The organism is Streptomyces sp. NPDC042102, from assembly GCF_055582305.1.
The window spans coordinates 622,441-641,352 of sequence record NZ_JBVJDL010000002.1; the positions used below are offsets into that span (position 1 = coordinate 622,441).

20 protein-coding genes and 3 tRNA genes are annotated in these 18,912 nt (G+C 74.2%); 12 read left to right on the plus strand and 11 right to left on the minus strand.

Annotation, left to right across the window (positions count from 1 at the left end):
• Window positions 1-172 precede the first annotated feature (172 nt).
• The gene (locus tag ACZ6KO_RS10855; RefSeq protein WP_469303859.1) at window positions 173-1,057 is read left to right on the plus strand and encodes an NAD(P)-binding domain-containing protein; all 885 of its coding nucleotides are present in this window, start codon (window positions 173-175) and stop codon (window positions 1,055-1,057) included.
• Here ACZ6KO_RS10855 and ACZ6KO_RS10860 read toward each other — a convergent pair.
• The 3 genes from ACZ6KO_RS10860 to ACZ6KO_RS10870 all read right to left on the minus strand — a co-directional run bounded on the left by ACZ6KO_RS10860 (window position 1,054) and on the right by ACZ6KO_RS10870 (window position 3,494).
• Window positions 1,054-1,908, minus strand: a complete 855-nt coding sequence (locus ACZ6KO_RS10860) for an EI24 domain-containing protein (protein ID WP_469302831.1) — start codon at window positions 1,906-1,908, stop codon at window positions 1,054-1,056. The genes ACZ6KO_RS10855 and ACZ6KO_RS10860 overlap by 4 nt on opposite strands.
• 79 nt (window positions 1,909-1,987) lie before the next feature.
• Entirely contained in the window at window positions 1,988-2,410 is a 423-nt protein-coding gene (locus tag ACZ6KO_RS10865) for an organic hydroperoxide resistance protein (RefSeq protein WP_469302833.1), read from the minus strand.
• A 64-nt stretch (window positions 2,411-2,474) separates the two neighbouring features.
• The gene (locus tag ACZ6KO_RS10870; protein ID WP_469302836.1) at window positions 2,475-3,494 is read right to left on the minus strand and encodes an NADP-dependent oxidoreductase; all 1,020 of its coding nucleotides are present in this window, start codon (window positions 3,492-3,494) and stop codon (window positions 2,475-2,477) included.
• 94 nt (window positions 3,495-3,588) lie between these two features.
• Here ACZ6KO_RS10870 and ACZ6KO_RS10875 point away from each other — a divergent pair, with 94 nt between their 5' ends.
• Window positions 3,589-4,011 (plus strand): MarR family winged helix-turn-helix transcriptional regulator, encoded by a 423-nt coding sequence (locus ACZ6KO_RS10875; RefSeq protein ID WP_469302839.1) that lies wholly within the window; start codon window positions 3,589-3,591, stop codon window positions 4,009-4,011.
• A 106-nt stretch (window positions 4,012-4,117) separates the two neighbouring features.
• Here the strand turns inward: ACZ6KO_RS10875 and ACZ6KO_RS10880 are convergent, their stop codons facing one another.
• Window positions 4,118-5,023 carry an SCO2400 family protein gene (locus ACZ6KO_RS10880; protein ID WP_469302842.1) on the minus strand — a complete coding sequence of 302 codons (906 nt, stop codon included), beginning with the start codon at window positions 5,021-5,023 and terminating at the stop codon, window positions 4,118-4,120.
• Between the two features lie 78 nt (window positions 5,024-5,101).
• On the opposite strand from ACZ6KO_RS10880, the gene ACZ6KO_RS10885 reads away from it, so the two are divergent.
• Window positions 5,102-5,683, plus strand: a complete 582-nt coding sequence (locus tag ACZ6KO_RS10885) for a hypothetical protein (protein WP_469302845.1) — start codon at window positions 5,102-5,104, stop codon at window positions 5,681-5,683.
• Here ACZ6KO_RS10885 and ACZ6KO_RS10890 read toward each other — a convergent pair.
• Complete coding sequence (locus ACZ6KO_RS10890) at window positions 5,674-6,378, minus strand: esterase/lipase family protein (protein WP_469302848.1); 705 nt, start codon at window positions 6,376-6,378, stop codon at window positions 5,674-5,676. The two genes, ACZ6KO_RS10885 and ACZ6KO_RS10890, sit on opposite strands and share 10 nt — an antisense overlap.
• A 202-nt stretch (window positions 6,379-6,580) precedes the next feature.
• Between ACZ6KO_RS10890 and ACZ6KO_RS10895 the strand changes: the two genes are divergently transcribed.
• Together ACZ6KO_RS10895 and ACZ6KO_RS10900 are read left to right on the plus strand one after the other, a co-directional pair.
• Window positions 6,581-7,618, plus strand: a complete 1,038-nt coding sequence (locus ACZ6KO_RS10895) for a rod shape-determining protein (protein ID WP_401448767.1) — start codon at window positions 6,581-6,583, stop codon at window positions 7,616-7,618.
• Window positions 7,615-9,192 (plus strand): GAF domain-containing protein, encoded by a 1,578-nt coding sequence (locus ACZ6KO_RS10900; RefSeq protein WP_469302852.1) that lies wholly within the window; start codon window positions 7,615-7,617, stop codon window positions 9,190-9,192. Before ACZ6KO_RS10895 ends, ACZ6KO_RS10900 begins: the two co-directional genes overlap by 4 nt.
• A 19-nt stretch (window positions 9,193-9,211) precedes the next feature.
• Here the strand turns inward: ACZ6KO_RS10900 and ACZ6KO_RS10905 are convergent, their stop codons facing one another.
• Window positions 9,212-9,646 (minus strand): Lrp/AsnC family transcriptional regulator, encoded by a 435-nt coding sequence (locus ACZ6KO_RS10905; protein ID WP_469302854.1) that lies wholly within the window; start codon window positions 9,644-9,646, stop codon window positions 9,212-9,214.
• 69 nt (window positions 9,647-9,715) lie between these two features.
• On the opposite strand from ACZ6KO_RS10905, the gene ACZ6KO_RS10910 reads away from it, so the two are divergent.
• From ACZ6KO_RS10910 to ACZ6KO_RS10925, 4 genes are all read left to right on the plus strand, one after another.
• Window positions 9,716-10,396: a LysE family transporter gene (locus ACZ6KO_RS10910; protein WP_469302856.1), complete on the plus strand. Its 681-nt coding sequence runs from the start codon at window positions 9,716-9,718 to the stop codon at window positions 10,394-10,396.
• 181 nt (window positions 10,397-10,577) lie between these two features.
• Window positions 10,578-11,933: a carboxyl transferase domain-containing protein gene (locus ACZ6KO_RS10915; RefSeq protein ID WP_469302858.1), complete on the plus strand. Its 1,356-nt coding sequence runs from the start codon at window positions 10,578-10,580 to the stop codon at window positions 11,931-11,933.
• 86 nt (window positions 11,934-12,019) lie between these two features.
• On the plus strand, window positions 12,020-12,430 hold the full coding sequence (locus ACZ6KO_RS10920; RefSeq protein WP_469302860.1) for a hypothetical protein: 411 nt from the start codon (window positions 12,020-12,022) through the stop codon (window positions 12,428-12,430).
• 134 nt (window positions 12,431-12,564) lie between these two features.
• Window positions 12,565-12,879: a DUF7336 domain-containing protein gene (locus tag ACZ6KO_RS10925; RefSeq protein WP_469302862.1), complete on the plus strand. Its 315-nt coding sequence runs from the start codon at window positions 12,565-12,567 to the stop codon at window positions 12,877-12,879.
• Window positions 12,880-12,941: 62 nt separating this feature from the next.
• Here ACZ6KO_RS10925 and ACZ6KO_RS10930 read toward each other — a convergent pair whose 3' ends face one another.
• The gene (locus tag ACZ6KO_RS10930; protein WP_469303861.1) at window positions 12,942-14,177 is read right to left on the minus strand and encodes an MFS transporter; all 1,236 of its coding nucleotides are present in this window, start codon (window positions 14,175-14,177) and stop codon (window positions 12,942-12,944) included.
• A 345-nt stretch (window positions 14,178-14,522) separates the two neighbouring features.
• On the opposite strand from ACZ6KO_RS10930, the gene ACZ6KO_RS10935 reads away from it, so the two are divergent.
• Complete coding sequence (locus tag ACZ6KO_RS10935; protein WP_469302866.1) at window positions 14,523-15,689, plus strand: carboxylate-amine ligase; 1,167 nt, start codon at window positions 14,523-14,525, stop codon at window positions 15,687-15,689.
• A gap of 100 nt (window positions 15,690-15,789) precedes the next feature.
• Here the strand turns inward: ACZ6KO_RS10935 and ACZ6KO_RS10940 are convergent, their stop codons facing one another.
• The 4 genes from ACZ6KO_RS10940 to ACZ6KO_RS10955 form a co-directional block, all read right to left on the minus strand.
• On the minus strand, window positions 15,790-16,269 hold the full coding sequence (locus tag ACZ6KO_RS10940; protein ID WP_469302868.1) for a hypothetical protein: 480 nt from the start codon (window positions 16,267-16,269) through the stop codon (window positions 15,790-15,792).
• A 186-nt stretch (window positions 16,270-16,455) separates the two neighbouring features.
• Window positions 16,456-16,529, minus strand: a tRNA-Ile gene (locus ACZ6KO_RS10945).
• A gap of 182 nt (window positions 16,530-16,711) precedes the next feature.
• Window positions 16,712-16,784: transfer RNA gene (locus tag ACZ6KO_RS10950), tRNA-Asn, on the minus strand.
• Between the two features lie 5 nt (window positions 16,785-16,789).
• Window positions 16,790-16,862, minus strand: a tRNA-Asn gene (locus ACZ6KO_RS10955).
• A 148-nt stretch (window positions 16,863-17,010) separates the two neighbouring features.
• Here ACZ6KO_RS10955 and ACZ6KO_RS10960 point away from each other — a divergent pair.
• The gene (locus ACZ6KO_RS10960) at window positions 17,011-17,310 is read left to right on the plus strand and encodes a YtxH domain-containing protein (protein ID WP_469302870.1); all 300 of its coding nucleotides are present in this window, start codon (window positions 17,011-17,013) and stop codon (window positions 17,308-17,310) included.
• 30 nt (window positions 17,311-17,340) lie between these two features.
• Window positions 17,341-18,786: an FGGY family carbohydrate kinase gene (locus ACZ6KO_RS10965; RefSeq protein WP_469302872.1), complete on the plus strand. Its 1,446-nt coding sequence runs from the start codon at window positions 17,341-17,343 to the stop codon at window positions 18,784-18,786.
• The last annotated feature ends 126 nt before the right edge of the window (window positions 18,787-18,912 follow it).

The window sequence follows — 18,912 nt, forward strand, 5'->3', positions numbered from 1 at the left end:
CTTCTGACCTGCACACTCACCCCGGTGTAAGCACCCACTTCGAAGTGCGTACTTGATCCTCTTGGGCCCTGATCCAAGGCTAAGGGGCATGACAGAGCCCTTGGAGAACGTGAAGCACTTGAAGAACTTGAAGAACAATGACACCCGCGTCTGCCTGCTGGGGCTCGGTGCCATGGGCACCGCCCTCGCCCGCGCCTGGCTCGCCGCCGGCCACCCGCTGACCGTCTGGAACCGTACGGCCGGGAAGGCCGACGCCCTGGCCGCGGCGGGCGCGGCCGTCGCCGCGAGCCCCGCCGAGGCGGTGGCGGCGGGCGACCTCGTGGTGCTGTGCCTGCTGGACGACGCCTCCGTCGGGGCGGCCCTCGACGGCGTCGACCTGACCGGCAAGGACCTCGTGAACCTGACCACCGGCACCCCGGCCGAGGGGCGCGCGCGGGCGGAGTGGGCGCGGGCGCGCGGCGCCCGGTTCCTGGACGGCGGGATCATGGCCGTACCGCCGATGATCGGCGTGCCGCAGTCCGGCGGCTACGTCCTGTACAGCGGATCGGCGGAGGCCTTCGAGGACCGCCGCGGTGTCCTGGAGGTGCCGGCCGGGGCCCGTTTCGTGGGGACGGACGCCGGGTTCGCGGCCCTGTACGACGTGGCGCTGCTGAGCGCGATGTACGGGCTGTTCGGCGGGATGACGCACGCGTACGCGCTGATCGCCGGGGAGGACATCGATCCCGGGTCCCTGGGGCCGCTGCTGACCGAGTGGCTGGGCGCCATGGCCCCGGTGTTCGCGGCCGGGGCCGCCGGACAGCTGTCCGCCGACCCGGGTACGGCGGCCGGCTCCGACGCGGACTCGAACCTGGCGATGCAGGTGGCGGGCACCGCCACGCTGCTGCGCACGGCCGAGGGCCAGGGGGTCACGGCCGAGCTGATCACGCCGTACTTCCGGCTGATGGCACGCCTGCTGGCGGCCCGGTCCGCGGACGGGAACGGGGCCGGGGCCGGGGACGTCGGGGCGGGCATGATCGGGCTGCTGCGCGCCGACGTCGGCGTCGGCGCCGGGCGCTAGTAGCCCGCCGGCGGCGGGCCGAAGCCGGCCGCCGGGGGGACCGGCGCCGGGGGCTCGTACCCGGCGGCCGGACCGGAGGGGCCGGGCTCGCCGGAGGCCTCCGGGGACCCGGCGGACTCGCCCGTCAGGTCGCGGACCATCAGCGTGGCGCCGGCCACCGCACCCGGCATCAGGAACACCGCGACCAGCGGGACCAGGAAGGCCAGCGCCAGCGGGACGCCGAAGCCCAGCGCCAGCCCGCGGCGGGCCCGCAGCATCGCCAGCTGCTCGCGCAGCTCGACGCGGCGGCGCATCAGGGCCACCGAGGTCAGTTCCCGGGTCAGGAAGTAGCCCGTGACGCAGAACCCGATCGCCGGGACCACCGTCTGGCCGATCACCGGGATGAAGCCGAGGGCGAAGAGCAGGATCCCGTAGGCGAGCACCCGGACCAGCAGCCTGGCGCTGTCCCGGGCCGAGATCCACAGCTCCTTGGCCAGCGAGAGCCCGGACTCGGGCACCTCGCCGCCCTCGCTGCGGTCGACCTGCTCGGACAGCGACTCGTAGAACGGCTCACCGACCAGCAGGGTCACGGCGGTGAAGGTGATCACCGCGACGAACAGGCCGAGGCCGATGAGCAGGGCGGTCAGGAAACCGCGGAAGAGCCCCAGCCAGGGCGACGACCAGTCGGAGGCGAACGGCGTCGCCCAGCCGACCAGGTCGTCGGCGCCGTAGCCGAGGCCGATCAGCGCGCCCGCGTACAGCACCAGCGTGACCAGGCCGGGCAGCAGGCCGAAGCCGAACCAGCGGCCGTGCCGCATGACCCAGCGCTGGCCGGACATCAGGTAGCGGAATCCCCCCGCAAGATCGCTCATACGGCCCAGCTTAGAGGGGCCGTACGACGAAGGCCGCACCCCGTGACGGGGTACGGCCTCGTGTCAGGCGCGAGCCGGATCAGACCGCCAGCTCGACCGTGATGTTGCCGCGGGTCGCCTTGGAGTACGGGCAGACCTGGTGGGCCTTCTCGATCAGGTCCTTGGCGGTGGCGGCGTCCACGTTCGGGATCACGGCGGAGATCTTGACGATGATGCCGAAGCCGTCGTCGTTCTTGCCGATGCCGACCTCCGCGGTCACGGTGGAGCCGGAGATGTCGGCCTTCTCGTTGCGGGCCACGACACCGAGCGCGCCCTGGAAGCAGGCGCTGTAGCCGGCGGCGAACAGCTGCTCCGGGTTGGTGCCGGCGCCGCTGCCGCCCATCTCCTTGGGCGGGTTCACGACGACGTCGAGCTGGCCGTCGCTGGTGGCGACGCGGCCGTCACGGCCGTTCTCGGCGGTGGCGACAGCGGTGTAGAGCACGTCGGACTGCTGGATGGACATGTAGCGGGATCCTCCTGGTTGTCGCCGCGACTCGCGCCCACGATCGCGACGGTCTGAGGTGAGCCTAGCGGGTGAAAGAAACGATCATCTTTCCGGTGTTGTCACCGCGCAGCATTCCGAGGAACGCCTCGACACCGTGTCCGATCCCCTCGACGACCGTCTCGTCGTACGTCAGCTCGCCGGAGCGCAGCCAGCCGGCCACGTCCGCGACGAACTTCTCCTGCATCCCGTAGTGGTCGGCGACCAGGATGCCCTGCAGGCGCAGCCGCTTGCCGATGACCGCCATGAGGTTGCGCGGGCCGGGGGCCGGCTCGGTGTCGTTGTAGCCAGCGATGGCACCGCAGAGGGTGGCGCGGCCGTGCACCTTGAGCGCGCCGATGGCGGCTTCGAGGTGGTCGCCGCCGACGTTGTCGAAGTAGACGTCGATGCCCTCCGGCGCGGCGTTCTTCAGCTGCTCGGCGACGGGGCCGTCCTTGTAGTTGAAGGCGGCGTCGAAGCCGTACTTCTCGGTGAGCAGCTTGACCTTCTCGTCCGAGCCGGCCGAGCCGATGACGCGCGAGGCGCCCTTGATCCGCGCGAACTGGCCCACGAGGCTGCCGACCGCACCGGCGGCGCCGGAGACGAAGACGGCGTCGCCCTCCTTGAAGGAGGCGGTCTCGAACAGGCCCGCGTAGGCCGTCAGGCCCGGCATGCCGAGCACGCCGAGGTACGCGGAGAGGGGCGCGAGCGAGGCGTCCACCTTGGTGGCGTGCTGCGCGTCGACGTCGGCGTACTCGCGCCAGCCCAGGCCGTGCAGCACGTGGTCGCCGACCTCGAAGCCCTCGGCGGCGGAGGCGACGATCTCGCCGACCGCGCCGCCGTCCATCGGCCGGTCGAGCTGGAAGGGCGGGATGTAGGACTTCACGTCGTTCATCCGGCCGCGCATGTAGGGGTCCACGGACATGTGGAGGTTGCGGACCAGGATCCGGCCGGGCGCCGGGGCCGCGACGGGCACCTCGCGCAGGGCGAAGTCCGTGGCGACGGGCCAGCCCTGCGGGCGGGCGACCAGGTGCCATTCACGGCTGACGGCGGGGATCTGTGACATGGGAGGGCTCCTGAGGGGGAAAATTACTTCACGACCTGAAACAACCATGCGACTAGATATTTCATGTTGTCAAGTAAATGGGTACGCTGGTTCCATGCCCAGTCGCCATACCGACCCCCTGACCCTCGAGGTCGTCGAGCTCATCGGCGCCGTCGTGGCCCGCTACCACCAGGAGTACGAGCAGGCCGCGGCCAGCCACCAGCTGACCGGCGCGCAGGCCAGGGTGCTCGCGCTGCTCGCCCTGGAGCCGATGCCGATGCGCCGGATCGCGCAGAAGCTGAAGTGCGAGCCCTCGAACATCACCGGCATCGTGGACCGGCTGGAGGGCCGCGGTCTGGTGGCGCGCCAGCCCGATCCGGCGGACCGCCGGGTCAAGCTCGCGGCCACGACGGAGGCGGGGCGGCAGACCGCCGACCGGCTCCGCGAGTCGCTGGACTTCGCCCGCGAGCCGCTGGCCGGGCTGTCGGCGGCGGAGCGCGCGGTCCTGCGGGACCTGCTGCGGCGCATGCTGGGCTGACCCGGCCGCCGCCGGGGCGGCGCTCGGCCGCGGGACCCGCGACGGCGGGCCGGCGGTGCCTGGGCGCCGGGGCCGTGACGCCTGGGCGCCAGGGGTCAGCGGTGGGTCAGCACAGTCCGAAGAGCTTGTCGAAGAAGCCGCACGGCTTGGGCGGCGTGGCCGTGGGCGTCGGCGTCGGCGAGGCCGGCGGGGGCGCCGGGTTCCCCGGCGGTCGCGTACCCGGACCCGTGGGGCCGGACGTGGGCGCTCCGGACGCCGTCGGCCCCGGGCCGGTCGGCGCGGCGCTCTGCGACGGGCCCGTGGTCGCGGACGACGCCGACGCCCCGGGCGAACGCGTCGCCCCCGCGCTCCCGGTCGCCCTGACCGGCGCGGCCGTCCCCCCGCTCTTCGTCGGGGCCTGGCCCAGCGTGGGCGCCGCGGTCGGCACCCCCGGCGCCGGCCCCTGGTCGGGCGGGGTGTCGTCGGTGAGCATCACGGTCGACGCCCGGTCGCTGGCCGGCGGCTCCGCCGTCAGCCGCGCCAGCGCGAACGAACCCAGCGCCGCCAGCAGCAGCCCCAGGCCCGCGGTCACCGCCGTGCGGCGCCGCCGCCGGCGCCCGCTCGCGCCCCTGCCACCGCGCCGCGCACCCGGCCGGCCGGAATACGGCGCGGCCAGCACGACGAGCGCGTCGTCACCCTCGTGCTCGTGCTCGTACCCGTCCTCGGTGGACCCGTCCCCGATGGACCCGTCCTCGACGACCCCCGCCGGCATCCCGGGCACGGGCCCGGTCACGTCCTCGTACGCCGGCCTGGCGTACGGCGAGGCGCCGGAAACCGGTCCGGATCCGGCGTACGGCACCGCCTCCGGGGCATACGGCGAGACGCCGGCGACCGGCCCGGCGGACCCGGCCCCGGTCCAGGCGGACGCCGCCGGGGCGGGCGCCGCGGCGGTCAGGTACTCGGCCGGAGTCCCGCACCCGGCACATGCGAGTGCGCCGTTGAGGTGCCTGTGGCAGGCGTGGCAGTAGTCCATGGCGCCCGCAGGCTATGCAATGTTCGGCCACATACGCATCGCGGGGGTGTAAGGATCCTGTGTGGAATTGTGTATTCCATGACAGCCGCAGCCTCCGGCGCCTTCGGCCGGGACGCCTTCCAGCTGGTCCTCCTGCGCCGCATGGCCGACTTCTGCCCCGACCTCGCCGACCGGGCCCGCGGCCGGCTCGGCGCCTCGCTCGCCGACCAGCGCGAGGCGAACAAGCGCTGGCAGGCCATGGTCCGGTCGCCCCGCTCCCGCGGGGCCCTCGCCCGCTACCGCTCGGTCCTGGGCCCGGCCGAACGGACCGAGCCCCGCACCATCGGGGACCTGTCCTGCGAGGCCCACCTGTGGCCGCTGTCCCTGTGGCCCTCCCTGCGCTTCGAGGTGCTGGCCGCGCCGGACGGGGCGGTGTGGAACGAGTGGCTGGTGCGCGCCCCGGGCGCGCCTGGCCCCGTCCTGGCCGGCCCGGCCGACCTGCGGCCGTGGGAGGCGACCGTGGACGAGGTGGCGCACGCCTTCGCGCCCGTACGACCCATGGAGGGCACGGCCCCCACCCGGTGGCGGCTGGCGTTCACCGGGGAGGGCGGGGCGTACGTGGCGGAGTTCACGTACGGCCTGCTCCAGCGCGTGGAGCGGACCGCTCCTGCTCACCCCTGAGCGGCGAGGAAGGCGCGTACCCCGGCCGAGGTGGCGTCGTCCCCGAGCAGGTCGTTGTGTTCCAGGCAGCCGACGCCGGTGTTCGTCGCGCCGGTCAGCGGGACGCTGTCGTCGGGGTTGACGATCTCGTCGCAGTGCGACCAGAAGGTGGCGTACCGGACCGTGCCCGGGGTCTCGTCACCGGACGCGAGGTTCCGCTGGACGTAGGAGCCCGGGGTCATGTCCCGGCACGCCTGGTCCCACAGCGCGCACGCCCAGGCCGTGGACGTGCCGTGGTTGGGCCCGGCCAGCGAGACCCAGCGTCCGACCGTGGCCGTCCCGCCGCCGAACTTGACGTACCAGCGGCTGACGAGCGATCCGAAGGAGTGCGCGACGATGTCGACCCGGGCGGCGCCGGTCCGGGCGCGAACCTCCTCGACGTACGCGGCGAGCCGCCCGGCCAGCACCTCGTTGACGGAGAGGTGGGTGTCGTAAACCCATGAGAAGAGCTCGGAGTCGGCGTATCCCGAGGCCCGCAGGTCCGCGCGCAGCGACCCCCAGACGCCCGGGTCGGCGTTGTAACCGTGCACGAATATCACCGGATTGCGCACAAGCCGCTGGTCAGCGGTCCGGTCCGCGGCCTCGGCGGGCAGCGGCGCGAGCAGCGCGGCGCAGAGCGCGAGCAGCGCGAGCCATCTCTGGCGGGCCGTCAGCATCGGGTCCCCCTTACCTTGTTACGCACGAGTAGCGCGGGTGGTGGGGGCATGGTCGGGCCTGTCGGTACAGAAAACCACCCCTGTGCAGCACCCCCGGCCGGAGCAACCCAACGGGCGATATCCCCCCTTCGCCCCGGAGGATTCGAGATGGGACCGACAGACCGCCGGTCTTCTTGCGCCAGCGCTCCCGGGAGGACCTGCCATGACCGTCAGTCTTGAGCAGCTGCGCCGCTGCCACGTCGCCGTCGACCTGGGTGCGGCCCGGACCCGCGTGTACGTCAAGGGAGCCGGCCTCGTGGTCGACGAACCGAGCGTCGCCGCGATCAACACACGGACCGGCGCGCTCATCGCCGTCGGCTCCTTCGCCGAACGGATGACCGGCCGTACCCCCGACTACATCCGGGTGGTCCGCCCCGTCTCCGGCGGAACCGTCGTCGACATCGACATGGCCACCCGCATGCTGCGCCACCTCCTCGGCGAGAAGCTGCGGCGCGCCCTGCGCCGCAAGCCCCGGCTGCGCGCGGCCGCCTGCACCCCGCACGACGCCGACCCGCTGGCCCAGCGGGCCGCCGTGGAGACCCTGGTCGGGCTCGGCGCGCGGCGGGTCGAGCTGGTCGACACCCTGATCGCGGCGGCCGTCGGCTGCGGTCTGCCGGTGGAGCAGCCGACCGCGACCATGATCATGGTGTGCGGGGCGGCGGCCACGCAGGTGGCGGTGCTCTCGCTCGGCTCGATCGTCACCGCCGAGCGGGTGCCGGTCGGCGGCGAGGCCATCGACCACGCGGTCGTCCAGCATCTGCGCCACGCGCACGAGCTGATGCTGCCGAGCCAGGCGGTACGGCCGCTCCAGCTGGCCCTGCACGGCAACGGCATCACCCCGGACGGGCCGGCCTCCACCCTGATCCACGGCCGCGACGTGGCCACCGGCCTGGCCCGCTCCGTCCACGTGGACACGGCGGCGGTGCGCGACGCCATCCACACCCCGCTGACCGCCGTGCTCGACGGCATCGGCAAGGTGCTGCGGGACTGCCCGCCGGACCTGGTCGCCGACCTCACGGACACGGGGATCATGATGGTGGGAGGCAGCGCCCTGCTGCCGGGGCTGGACCAGATGCTGCGCGACGCGACCGGAATGCCCGTGCACATCGCGGAACGGCCGGACGTGTGCGCCGTGCTGGGCCTCGGCGCGATGCTGGAAGGGAAGATCGCCCCGATGGTTCTGAACCCACTGGCCGGATGACGGCGCCGGACCCGGCGTCCGACGCGGCGCAGCGGTACCCACGGCCCCGGCTGCCGGTGCTGCTGGAGGCGGTGCTCGGCGTCGGCTCGGAGCTGGATCTGCGCACCACCCTCCAGCAGATCGTCGACTCCGCGACCGAGCTGTGCGCGGCGCGGTACGGCGCGCTCGGGGTCGTCGACCCCGAGCGCGTCCGGCTGACCGAGCTGTTCACCACCGGGCTCAGCGACGAGGAGCGGGCCCGCATCCCCCACCTCCCCGACGCCCGCTCGGGCCTGCCGGGCACACTGATCCGCGACCCGCGCCCGCTGCTGGTCGACGAGATCACCGACGACCCCCGGTCGGCGGGCTTCCCGCCCGGCCACCCGGAGATGCGCACCTTCCTCGGGGTGCCGGTCCACGTGCACACCGAGGTGTTCGGCAACCTCTACCTCGCCGAGAAGCGGGGCGGCGGCCCCTTCACCGACGAGGACCTCGCGCTGCTGCGGGTGCTGGCCGCGCAGGCGGGGATAGCGATCGGCAACGCCCGGCTGTACGAGACGGCCCGCCGCCGGGAGCGCTGGATCGAGGGCGCGGCCGCCGTCACCACGACCCTGCTGACCGGGCGGCCGGCGGCGGACGCGCTGATGTGCGTGGCGGAGCGGGCCCGGCTGCTGGCGGACGCCGCCGCCGGGGTGGTGCTCCAGCCGACGCCCGAGGGCGGGATGGAGATCGTCGCCGCCTCGACGCCGGACGACCCCGGCGATCTGGTGGGGACCGCCATCGCGCCGGGCAGCGCCGTACTGGAGCAGCTGCTCACCGGGGAGCCGGTGTTCGTCGAGGACTCGGCGACCGACCCGCGGATGACCACGCACGTGCGCGAGCGGTTCGGGCCGAGCATGATGCTGCCGCTGCAGAGCGGGGGGCAGCTGATCGGCACGCTGGCGCTGCCGCGCCACCGGGGCGGGAAGCCGTACGACGCGGTGGACCGGCTGCTGGCCTCGCAGTTCGCCTCCCAGGCCGCGCTGGCGCTCGTCCTGGCGGACGCGCAGCACGACCGCGAGCAGCTCGCCGTCTACGAGGACCGCGACCGGATCGCCCGTGACCTGCACGATCTGGTCGTCCAGCGGCTGTTCGCGACGGAGATGATGCTGGAGAGCACCCGCCGGCGCGCGGCGACGGCGCCGTCCGGGGACGGCGTGGGCGACGAGCTGGGGCGGGCCGTCGACGAGCTCGACTCCACGATCCAGGAGGTACGGACGGCCATCTTCGCGCTGCAGCAGCCGCCGACCGACGCGCCGACGACGTTCCGGGGGCGGGTGCTGAGGGAGACGGCGGGCGCGAGCGTACCGCTGGGCTTCCAGCCGTCGGTGCAGTTCGCGGGCGCGGTGGACGCGCTGGTCACGGACGCCGTGGCGGACCGGCTGCTGGCCGCCCTGCGCGGCGCGCTCGCGGCGGCGCACCGGCGGCCGGAGGTCACCGCGATCGAGGTGGGCGTGGACGCGGACCGCTCCCGGGTGCGGCTGACGGTGACGGACGACGGACGCACGGGGACGGGGACGCGGGGGACGACGCTGGAGTGGGAGTCCGCGCTCTAGTGCCGTGGCCGGACGGGGCCTAAGGGACCGGGCCGGCGGCGCGCAGCGCGATCCGGGTGTTCGACTGGGCGACGCCGGCCTCCCGTTTGAGCCGGCGCAGCAGGTCGTCGAGGGCGGCGGGATCGGCGGCGCGGGCCCGTACGAGGTAGTCGTGCGCGCCGGTGACGTGGACGACCTCGGTGATCCCGGGCAGCTCGGTGACGCGCCGCTCGAACTCCTCGTTGGTCGTGTCCAGGCGCAGCGTGACGTCGATGAAGACGACCAGGCCGCCGCGGGTGTCGGCGGCGGGGTCGACGACGGTGGTGAAGGCGCGGATCACCCCGTCGCGCCGCATCCGGCGCACCCGGTCGGCGGCGGCGTTGGCGCTGAGGCCGACACGGGCGCCGAGGTCGCGGTACGAGATCCGCGCATCCTGCTGCAGGAGGCCGAGGATGTCCCTGTCGAGGCGGTCCATGCCGCGATTGTCGCAGCGCCGGCCGATATCGGCGCGCCCTTCGCACCCACGCCCGGGGACCCTCCCCCCATGACAGAACTCCTGACTCCGGCCCTGTCGGGCGCCGCGGCCGGCCTGGGCGTGGCGATGCCCATGGGCGCGATGAGCGTGCTCCTGCTCCAGGAGGCGATCCGCTCACGCCGCTCGGCGGTCGCCGCCGCGGCGGGCATCGCGGCGGTCGACCTCGGATACGCCGCCCTCGCCACCGCGCTGGGCCCGTGGGTCGCCTCCCACGTCACCCCGGTCGAGGCGTGGATCCGCCTGCTGTCCGCCGCGGTCCTGCTGGCCCTCGCCGGCCACGGCCTGTGGACCCACCGCGGCAGCGCCCGTCCCGTGGCCGGTCCCCCCGGCGCCGGGGCGGGAGCGGCGGGAAGCACGGTGGGGGAAGGAACGGGCACGGACGGCACGGACGGCACGGGGGCCGTGCGGACGTTCGGGCGGTACGCCGCGCTCACCGCCGTGAACCCCACCACCGCCCTCTACTTCGCCGCCCTCACCACCGCCCAGGGTGCGGCCCTCGGCGGGGGCGGCGCGGCCGGGGCGTTCCTCGGCGGGGTGCTGTTCGCGAGCCTCGCCTGGCAGCAACTCCTCGTCGCCGTCGGCTCCTTCGCCGGCCACCGGATCTCCGCCACCACCCGCGCCTGGACGTTCCGGCTCGGCTACGGCCTGGTCGCCGCGTATGCCGTAAAGATCGCCCTCCCCCTCCCCTGACCGCCGAGGCCCTGTCGTCAAAGTCCCGCCTGGCCCGGGGCGTCTGGCACCGCACCTCGCTGCGTTGTCGGAGCACCCAAGTACGTCCAGTACTCGGGAGCTCCTCCGCCTTGCGATGCACGGCGCCAGACGCCGCGGGCCTGACCGGCGCTACCTTGACGACAGGGCCTAGGGTGAAGCCGTGACCCGCCTCTCGGCCCGCGCGGCCATCGCCTCCGTCGCCGACCCCGGCAGCTTCCGCGAACTCCCCGTGCCGCCCCGCGCGTCCGCCCCCGACGGGCCGCTCGCCTGGGCCGGCTACGACGACTCCCGCGCCCGCGCGACCGCGCGCACCGGCGAGGAGGAATCCGTCGTCACCGGCACCGTCCGCGTCGGCGGCCGCGAAACCGTGCTGGTCTCCTTCGAGTTCGGCTTCCTCGGCGGTTCCCTCGGCGAGCGCACCGGCGACCGGCTGGAAGCGGCGTACACCCACGCCCGCGCCCACCGGCTGCCCCTCGTCTCGCTCATCGCCACCGGCGGCTCCCGGATGCAGGAGGGCATGCTCGCGCTGACACAACTCCAGCGCGTGGCCCGCCAGTCCGCCCTGACGCGCGCCGCCGGGCTGCCCCAGATCGCCGTGCTCCGCGACCCCACCACCGGCGGCGGCTGGGCCACCCTCGGCGCGGGCGCGGACGTGGTCCTCGCCCTGCCCGGCGCGCAGGTCGGCTTCGCCGGCTCCCGGGTACGGCCCGCCGACGCGGACCCGGCGGCGTACACCGCCGAGGGACAGTTCGCCGCCGGGCACGTGGACGCCGTCGTCCCGCCCGACGCCCTGCCGGCCACCCTGGGCACCTGGCTGCACCTGCTGGCCGTGCCGGCGGACGGGCCCGCCGACCCCCCGGCCGCGCTGGGCGGCGTACCGGACGGCCCGCCGGCGACCGGCTGGGACGCCGTACGCCAGGCGCGCCACCCGGCGCGGCCCCGGGCCGGGGCGTACCTGGACGCGTACTTCGAGCAGCGGCTCCCGCTCCACGGCGACCGGGCCGGCGGGACCGATCCCGGCATGCTGTGCGGGTTCGGGCTGCGCGCCGGGCGCAGCATCGCGTACGCCGCCCAGTGCGGGACCGCGACCCGCCCCGCCGGCTACCGCACCGCCGCCCGGCTGATCCGCCTCGCGGACCGGCTGGGCGTACCGGTGCTGACGCTCGTCGACACGCCGGGCGCGGCCAACGACGCGGCCGCCGAGCGGGCGGGGGCCGGCGCGGCGATCGCGGACACCTTCGCGGCGGTGGCGGCGGCCACCGTGCCCGTGACCACGCTGGTCATCGGCGAGGGCGGCTCGGGCGGCGCGCTGGCGCTGGCCGCGCCGGGCAACACGTGGGTCACCCCCGACAGCTACTTCTCCGTGATCGCGCCCGAGCTGGCGGCCGCGATCCTCAAGCGCGAGCCGCGGGACGCCCCGGCCACCGCCGACCAGTTGCGGCTGCGTCCCCAGGACCTCGTCGGCCTGGGCGTGGCCCGCGGCGTCGTTCCCCGGGCGGGGACGGCGGCGACGTGAGCGGTCCGCGCGGAACCGGTCCCTTCGGCTTCCGGTAGGTACCGCCGGGAACCGCCCGGCGGCGCTGACCGGAAGGCGCACCGACCATGTCACGCACCGCACACCACATCCGTTCCCGCCGGGCGCCGGCGCACGGTTGGTTCGACCTGCCCGCGGCGGAACACCGGCCCGGGCTGCCCCTGCACGCGCTCACGCTGCGCGACCTGCGCCACAGCGCCCGCTGCCGGGCCGCCGCCGCCTCGGCGGGCCACCGGCCCCGGCCGGTACGCGTCACGCGCCGCGTCGCGATCCGCTCCCTGGCCCGCTTCACCTGCGACCCGTCCGTGGCCCGCTGGGCCGCCGAGGGCGAGGGCCGGGCCCGCCGCCGGGTCCGGGACGACCTGCGCCGGGTGCTGCGCACGGCGCACCCCCGGCCCGGCGTACCGGCGGCCGCGGCGGTGGCGTACGCGGACATCGTCCCGTACCGCCACCGCCGGGCCGGCCTCTGGCACGCGTAGCCGACAGGGTCTGTCCGGCGGATCATGGCCGGACAGACCCTGGGAGCTCTCTTCCGGATCTTGGTCGGGCATGTTCAAGTGGAAGTGATCGGGTGGCTGCAGGGCATGAACGTGCTCGGAGATAACCTGCATCGGTGAGGGTCTCTCTGCTGTGGCACATCGGACACCGGAATGAAGCCGGTGCAGATCGGACCACCCTGCACGTTGACGGCGAGAGTGTGTTCATCAGCGAGCGGGACGGTGACGACGCCAAGCTGCTCGGCGTCTACTCCTCCCATGCCAAGGCCGAGGAGCGACTCCGCCAAGCGCGGCTCCTGCCGGGCTTCGCCGACGAGCCGGAGTGCTTCGTCATCGATGACTACGTGCTCGACGAGGATGAGTGGACGGACGGCTTCGAGCCCGAGTTCCCCTCTGCCCGTGTCACTCCACCGCCGAGCTCACCGCGCTGACCGCATGAAGACGCCCGCGATGTGCAGGCCGGCAAGGTAGACGGCCTCACGCAGCGCCGGGCTCACGCCTGCGGCGAGCGGGCGTCGTACCGCGCGAAGGCGGGCCAGCGCGCGGCCAGCAGCACGAGCGCGGCCACGCAGGCCAGTCCGCCCCCGGTGATCGCGACGGCCGGCGAGGTGAGGTCGGCCGCGGTCCCGGCGAGGAAGTCGCCGAGCCGGGGGCCACCGGCGACGACCACGATGAACACACCCTGGAGCCGGCCGCGCATCTCGTCGGGGGTCGCCGCCTGGAGCATGGTGGTGCGGAACACCATCGAGATGGTGTCCGACCAGCCGGCGAGGGCGAGGAAGAACAGGCCGAGCCACAGGTTGCGGGTGAGCCCGAACACGGCGACGGCCAACCCCCACGCCGCCACCGACAGCAGGATCGCCAGCCCGTGCCGGCGGATCCGGCCCTGCCAGCCGGAGAACAGCCCGCCCAGCAGCGCCCCGACGGCCGGGGCGGCCACCAGCAGGCCCACCGTCCTGGCGTCGCCGCCGTACCAGAGCACGGCGATCGCCGGGAACAGCGCCTTGGGCTGGGCCAGCACCATCGCGCACATGTCGGAGAAGAAGGTCATGCGGATGTTGGGCCGGGTGCCCAGGAACCGCAGCCCGTCCAGCACCGAGGCGCGCCCGCGCTTGCCCTCCGCGCGCTCGGGCCGCATCGACGGCAGCCGCCACATCGCGTACAGGGCGGCGGAGAAGGCGACCGCGTCGATGAGGTACGCCGCCTGGTAGCCCCACAGGCCCGCGATCACACCGCCGAGCATCGGGCCGACGGTGGCGCCGGAGGTGGTGGTCAGGGAGGTGAGCGCGTTGGCGGCGGGCAGCTGCTCGGGCGGCAGCAGCCGCGGGATCATGGCCGAACGGGCGGGCGAGTTGAGCGCTCCGCAGACCGACTGGAGGGCGACCACCGCGTACAGGAACCAGACGCGGTGGTAGTCCAGCAGCGCGGCCGCGGCCAGCGCGACGGAGAGGGCGGCGGCGCCCGCGGAGCTGTAGAGGCCGAGCTTGCGGCGGTCGACGGTGTCGGCGATGGCGCCGCCGTAGAGCCCGAAGACGACGAGCGGGACGAGGGAGAAGAGCCCCACGAGGCCGACGGCGAAGCTGGACCGGGTGATGTCGTAGACCTGGAGCGAGACCGCGAGGGCGGTCATCGCCTGCCCCATCCAGGAGATGGTGTTGCCGACCCACAGCCGCCGGTAGTCGGGCGACGTGCGCAGCGGGGTGAGGTCGGCGAATACCCGCCGCCGCACGTCCTGCCGGTCACCGGCGCCGACGGGTGCGCCCGCTCCGCCGCCGCGGCCGGCCGTTCCTTCCGCGCCGTCTTCGGGTGGCTGCGTCTGCTGCGAGGTCGTCGGGGTCACAACGGATGGTAACCGGCCGAATCCGATACGCGAACGCCCGTTCGCATTCCGGACGGCCCGGCCGGATCCGAGCCGCACCAGGAACTCCCGCACCACCAGGTCCCCGGGGTCCGCGCACCCGGCTCACCCGGCCGCTAACTCGCCACATCCACAGGAGATTTGACCGAATCGACGTGCGCTTCTCGCCTCTTGTTCAGCTCATGATGAAACGACTCGTATGTCCAGGGAGGCGTAGTGATCGAACCTGGCAAAGGCACCGCGAGCAACAATCTGCGCACGCTCGGAACTCTGGGCCGGACCGGGACGGTGCCCCTCACCCTCGGCGTCGAGGAGGAGTTCCTGCTCGTCGACGCGCGCACCTACAGGGTCGTCCCGGCCGCCCCGCTCGTCCTGGCCACCGCGGAGGGCCAGCCGCACCACCTGCACGCCGAGGGCACCCGCTACCAGGTGGAGATCTCCACTCCGGTCGCCGCCTCCTCGACGGGCCTGCGCGCGGAGCTCGCCGCGCTGCGGCGCACCCTCTCCCAGGCCGCCCGCGCGCACGGCTGCCGGCTCCTGGCCAGCCCCTCGCCCGTCGTGGCGGTGGAGGGCCCGCTGCACCTGACGGACGACGAGCCGCGCCAGCGCGAGCAGCACCGGCGCTTCGGCGCGCTCACCGACACGCTCGTCAGCTGCGGGCGGCACGTGCACGTCGGCACCCTCGACGTGGACACGGCGGTGGCCGTGTCCAACCGGGTCAGGCCCTGGCTGCCCACGCTGATCGCGCTGGCGGCCAACTCGCCCTTCTGGAACGGCCGCGACACCGGCCACGCCAGCTGGCGCGCGATGGCCTGGTCGTCGTGGCCCTCGGCCGGGCTCCCGCCGCATTTCGGCTCCACCGCCCACTACCGGCGCTCGGTGCAGATCCTGCTCGGCTCGGGGGCCGCGCTGGACACCAAGATGGTCTACTGGGACCTCCGACCGTCGGGGCGCTGGCCCACGCTGGAGTTCCGGGCCCCGGACATGTCGGCGGACATCGACACCGCCGTCCTGCAGGCCGAGCTGGTCCGCGCCCTGGTCGCCACCGCCCTGCGGGAGCTGGCCGACCACCGCCCGGACCCGGCCGTACGGGACGACGTGCTGCGCCTGGCGCGCTGGCGGGCGGCCCACGACGGCCTGGAGGGCTTCGGCCTGGACCCGTTCACCGGCGCCGAACTCCCGGCGGCCGACCTCGCCGAGGCCCTGCTGGACCTGGTGGCCCCGGAACTGGCGGCCTCCGGCGACCTGGACCACGCGGCCCGGACCCTGTCCTCCCTGCTCCGCGACGGCTCCGGTGCCCACCGCCAACGCGCGGCGTACGCCCGCCGCCAGGACCTGGGCGACGTACTGCGCCACCTGGCGGACGAGACCGAGAGGTCGTGACCACGGCCACAGTGACCCTGAGCGCCACGACACGGAACACAGAAGCCGCAGGTGCGAACGTTTCCGCACCTGCGGCCCACCACGCACGAGCAACGTCGGCTCAGTCGACCCCGCGCAGATAGACCCGGCTGCTCCGCTCGTCCACCGGCGCCACCGCCACCTTGAGCCAGTTCACGTCGCCCTTGCAGGGAGCGCACACCTGGCCCTCCCTCACCTTGGGGAGCGAATCCGGCTCGGGGAGCCCGAGGCGGGCGAACGGTGCGGCCGGCTCCGCCTCCGCGGCGAACGGCTGCTCCCGCAGCCTGATGGGCTGCTGCGGATCCAGCCGGGAGAGGAAGGGCTCCACGTCCGCCACGGGCAGGACGAAGGACAGGATCAGCCCGTCGTCCTGGAACCCCCTGCGGTGGGCCGCGACGGCACCGGTCGCCGTCGCGGGGATCTCCACGTGCAGGGTTCGGGCGACGGACTGCGCGGTGACGCCCTCGACCCAGGCGGTCGCCTCCGGGTCGGCCGTAGCACCACCGCCGGGGGCCCCGGAACATCCGACGGCGAGCACCCCGAGCACCCCCACTGCCGCCACGAACGCCGGGACTCGCCGGTCGCCTCGCACGCGGTCCGATCGGCGTGAACTTTCCCGAGTCCCAGGTGACCCGGCCATGGCCCTCCCGTGCGGCGCCAGCGCGGAACGACGAGGTGCCCCGGCCCGGGAGGCCGGGCGGGGCACGAAGTCTGCTGGTCGAAACGATTCTGCTGACCAGTTCTGCGGTGGGGCGGGTGGGACTCGAACCCACGGCCGACGGATTATGAGTCCGCTGCTCTAACCGGCTGAGCTACCGCCCCTCTGCGGCGTGGCGCGTACATGTGTGCGCGCCGTCTGCCGCAGCATAGCCGCTCATACGATCTCCTGCTCCGGATGCCTCGCATGATCGGCTACGCCTGCCCAGAGAGACCGCTCTGAGGGCTGTCCGGTTCCGTCGGAGGGCAAAAAAGAAGAGGACCCACCAGGGTCCTCTTCTTCGTTGCTCCCCCGGCTGGACTCGAACCAGCAACCCTCCGGTTAACAGCCGAATGCTCTGCCAATTGAGCTACAGGGGATCGCGCTCCCCCGACTGGACTCGAACCAGTAACCTGCCGGTTAACAGCCGGCTGCTCTGCCAATTGAGCTACAGGGGATTGCTGCGTTGCACCGAACAGGCCCTCCTCCGGCCTTGCCGGGGGGCGGGTGTCCGCTGCGAGACATAGATTAGCGCAAGCAGGGGGGTGCTCCGCCAATCGGTATCGACTGGCAGGCCGGGCACCGACACAGCGAAGGGTGGCAGCCATGCGCTACAAGGTCACGTTCCTGGCCGGAGTGGCCCTCGGGTACGTGCTGGGCACGGCCGCGGGGCGGGAGCGCTACGAGCAGATGAAGAAGAGCGCCCGCGGCTTCGTCCAGAACCCCGCGGTGCGCAACGCCGCGGAGACCGCCGGCCAGACCGGCCGGCAGTACGCGGGCAAGGCCTTCGCGGCCGTCAGCGCGAAGGTCGGGGACGCCGTCCCGGCCTCCGTGGCGCAGCACGTGCGGTCGCTGCGCGAGCGCGGGCAGGGGGCCGAGGACGACTGGGGCACCAGCAACACCTAGAGGGGCCCCGGGTGCGGCAGAATTCTCCGCATGGGGATAGTCGCCGGGCTGGACAGCTCTTCCGCCTTCACTCGCATCGTCGTCTGCGACACGGACACGGGCGCCGTGCTGCGCCAGGGGTACGCACCGCATCCACAGCCCGGCGGTGAGACGAACCCCTACGAGACGGACCCGCAGGCCTGGCTGCTCTCGCTCGGCGAGGCGGCCGGGGCCGGGCTCCTCGAAGGGGTGCAGGCCATCGGCGTCTCCGCGCAGCAGCACGGTCTGCTGCCGCTGGACGCCCAGGGCGCCCTGGTGCGCCCGGCCCTGGTCGGCAACGACAAGCGCGGCCAGGTCGCGGCCGCCGACCTGACCGAGCAGCTCGGCGGGCGGCACGCCTGGACGGAGGCGGTCGGCAGCGTTCCGCAGTCCGCGCAGCCGATCACGAAGCTGGCCTGGCTGGCCCGTCACGAGCCGGAGGCGGCCCGCCGGATCGCCATGCTGATGTCGCCGCACGACTGGCTGGTCTGGCAGCTGCTGGGCCGGCCCGCCCGGCGCACCACCGACCGCGGCGGTGCCTCGGGCACCGGCTGGTGGTCGGCGGCGACCGGCGCGTACCGCCCCGACCTGGTGGAGCTGGCGCTGGGGCACCGGGCGGTGCTGCCGGAGGTGCTCGGTCCGGCCGACGCGGCCGGGACCACGCCGGAGGGGCTGCTGATCTCGGCGGGTACCGGTGAGACCATGGCCGCCGCCCTCGGGCTGGGGGTCGGCCCCGGTGACGCGGTGGTCTCGCTCGGCGCCTCGGGGTCGGTGATGGCCGTGCACCACGAGGCGCTGTCCGAGCCGGCCGGTCTGATCACCTCGCTGGCCGACGCCGCCGGCATGCACCTGCCGGTGGTGAACACCTCCAACGCCGTACGGGCGCTGCGCGGCACCGCGGAGCTGCTGGGCACCGACCTGGAGGGGCTGAGCGCGCTGGCGCTGAAGTCGACGCCGGGTGCCCACGGTCTGGTGCTGCTGCCGTACCTGGAGGGCGAGCGGACCCCGAACCTGCCGCACACCGCCGGGACCCTGTCCGGGCTGCGGCGGGACTCGATGAAGCCCGAGCACCTGGCGAGGGCGGCGTTCGAGGGCATGCTGTGCGGGCTGGTCGACGCCCTGGACGTGCTGCGCACGCGGGGCGTGGAGATCCGGCGGGTGTTCCTGCTGGGCGCGGCGGCCGAGCTGCCGGCCGTCCAGGCGGCGGCGCCGGGGCTCTTCGGTACGCAGATCGTCGTACCGGCCCCCGCGGACTACGCGGCGCTGGGCGCGGCCCGGCAGGCGGCGTGGGCGCTGGGCGTGGCGCAGGGCACGCTGGCCCCGCACACCCCGCCGATGTGGCCGGCGGCCGCGGCGCAGGTCTTCGAGCCGGACGAGGAGCTGCCGGCCTGGCGGGCGGTGCGCCAGCAGTACGTGGCCACGCGCGAGCAGATCCACCCCGGGGCCTTCCACGGCTGACCGCCGGGGAGTGGTCCCCGGGGCGGGTCTCAGGGGCGGGTCTCAGGGGTGGGTCCTAGGGCGGTGGGGCGCGGCGGTTCCTCCTTTTGTCCCGCCTTTGCGAAAAACGGTGGGGATCGGTCTCGG

Bases quoted from the DNA above. Each gene is read 5' to 3' on its own strand.
- ACZ6KO_RS10870 (WP_469302836.1), bottom strand. From the start codon at position 3,494: ATGTCACAGATCCCCGCCGTCAGCCGTGAATGGCACCTGGTCGCCCGC.
- ACZ6KO_RS10885 (WP_469302845.1), top strand. From the start codon at position 5,102: ATGACAGCCGCAGCCTCCGGCGCCTTCGGCCGGGACGCCTTCCAGCTG.
- ACZ6KO_RS10910 (WP_469302856.1), top strand. From the start codon at position 9,716: ATGACAGAACTCCTGACTCCGGCCCTGTCGGGCGCCGCGGCCGGCCTG.
- ACZ6KO_RS10860 (WP_469302831.1), bottom strand. From the start codon at position 1,908: ATGAGCGATCTTGCGGGGGGATTCCGCTACCTGATGTCCGGCCAGCGC.
- ACZ6KO_RS10905 (WP_469302854.1), bottom strand. From the start codon at position 9,646: ATGGACCGCCTCGACAGGGACATCCTCGGCCTCCTGCAGCAGGATGCG.
- ACZ6KO_RS10875 (WP_469302839.1), top strand. From the start codon at position 3,589: ATGCCCAGTCGCCATACCGACCCCCTGACCCTCGAGGTCGTCGAGCTC.
- ACZ6KO_RS10965 (WP_469302872.1), top strand. From the start codon at position 17,341: ATGGGGATAGTCGCCGGGCTGGACAGCTCTTCCGCCTTCACTCGCATC.
- ACZ6KO_RS10890 (WP_469302848.1), bottom strand. From the start codon at position 6,378: ATGCTGACGGCCCGCCAGAGATGGCTCGCGCTGCTCGCGCTCTGCGCC.
- ACZ6KO_RS10855 (WP_469303859.1), top strand. From the start codon at position 173: ATGGGCACCGCCCTCGCCCGCGCCTGGCTCGCCGCCGGCCACCCGCTG.
- ACZ6KO_RS10880 (WP_469302842.1), bottom strand. From the start codon at position 5,023: ATGGACTACTGCCACGCCTGCCACAGGCACCTCAACGGCGCACTCGCA.
- ACZ6KO_RS10895 (WP_401448767.1), top strand. From the start codon at position 6,581: ATGACCGTCAGTCTTGAGCAGCTGCGCCGCTGCCACGTCGCCGTCGAC.
- ACZ6KO_RS10920 (WP_469302860.1), top strand. From the start codon at position 12,020: ATGTCACGCACCGCACACCACATCCGTTCCCGCCGGGCGCCGGCGCAC.
- ACZ6KO_RS10865 (WP_469302833.1), bottom strand. From the start codon at position 2,410: ATGTCCATCCAGCAGTCCGACGTGCTCTACACCGCTGTCGCCACCGCC.
- ACZ6KO_RS10900 (WP_469302852.1), top strand. From the start codon at position 7,615: ATGACGGCGCCGGACCCGGCGTCCGACGCGGCGCAGCGGTACCCACGG.
- ACZ6KO_RS10960 (WP_469302870.1), top strand. From the start codon at position 17,011: ATGCGCTACAAGGTCACGTTCCTGGCCGGAGTGGCCCTCGGGTACGTG.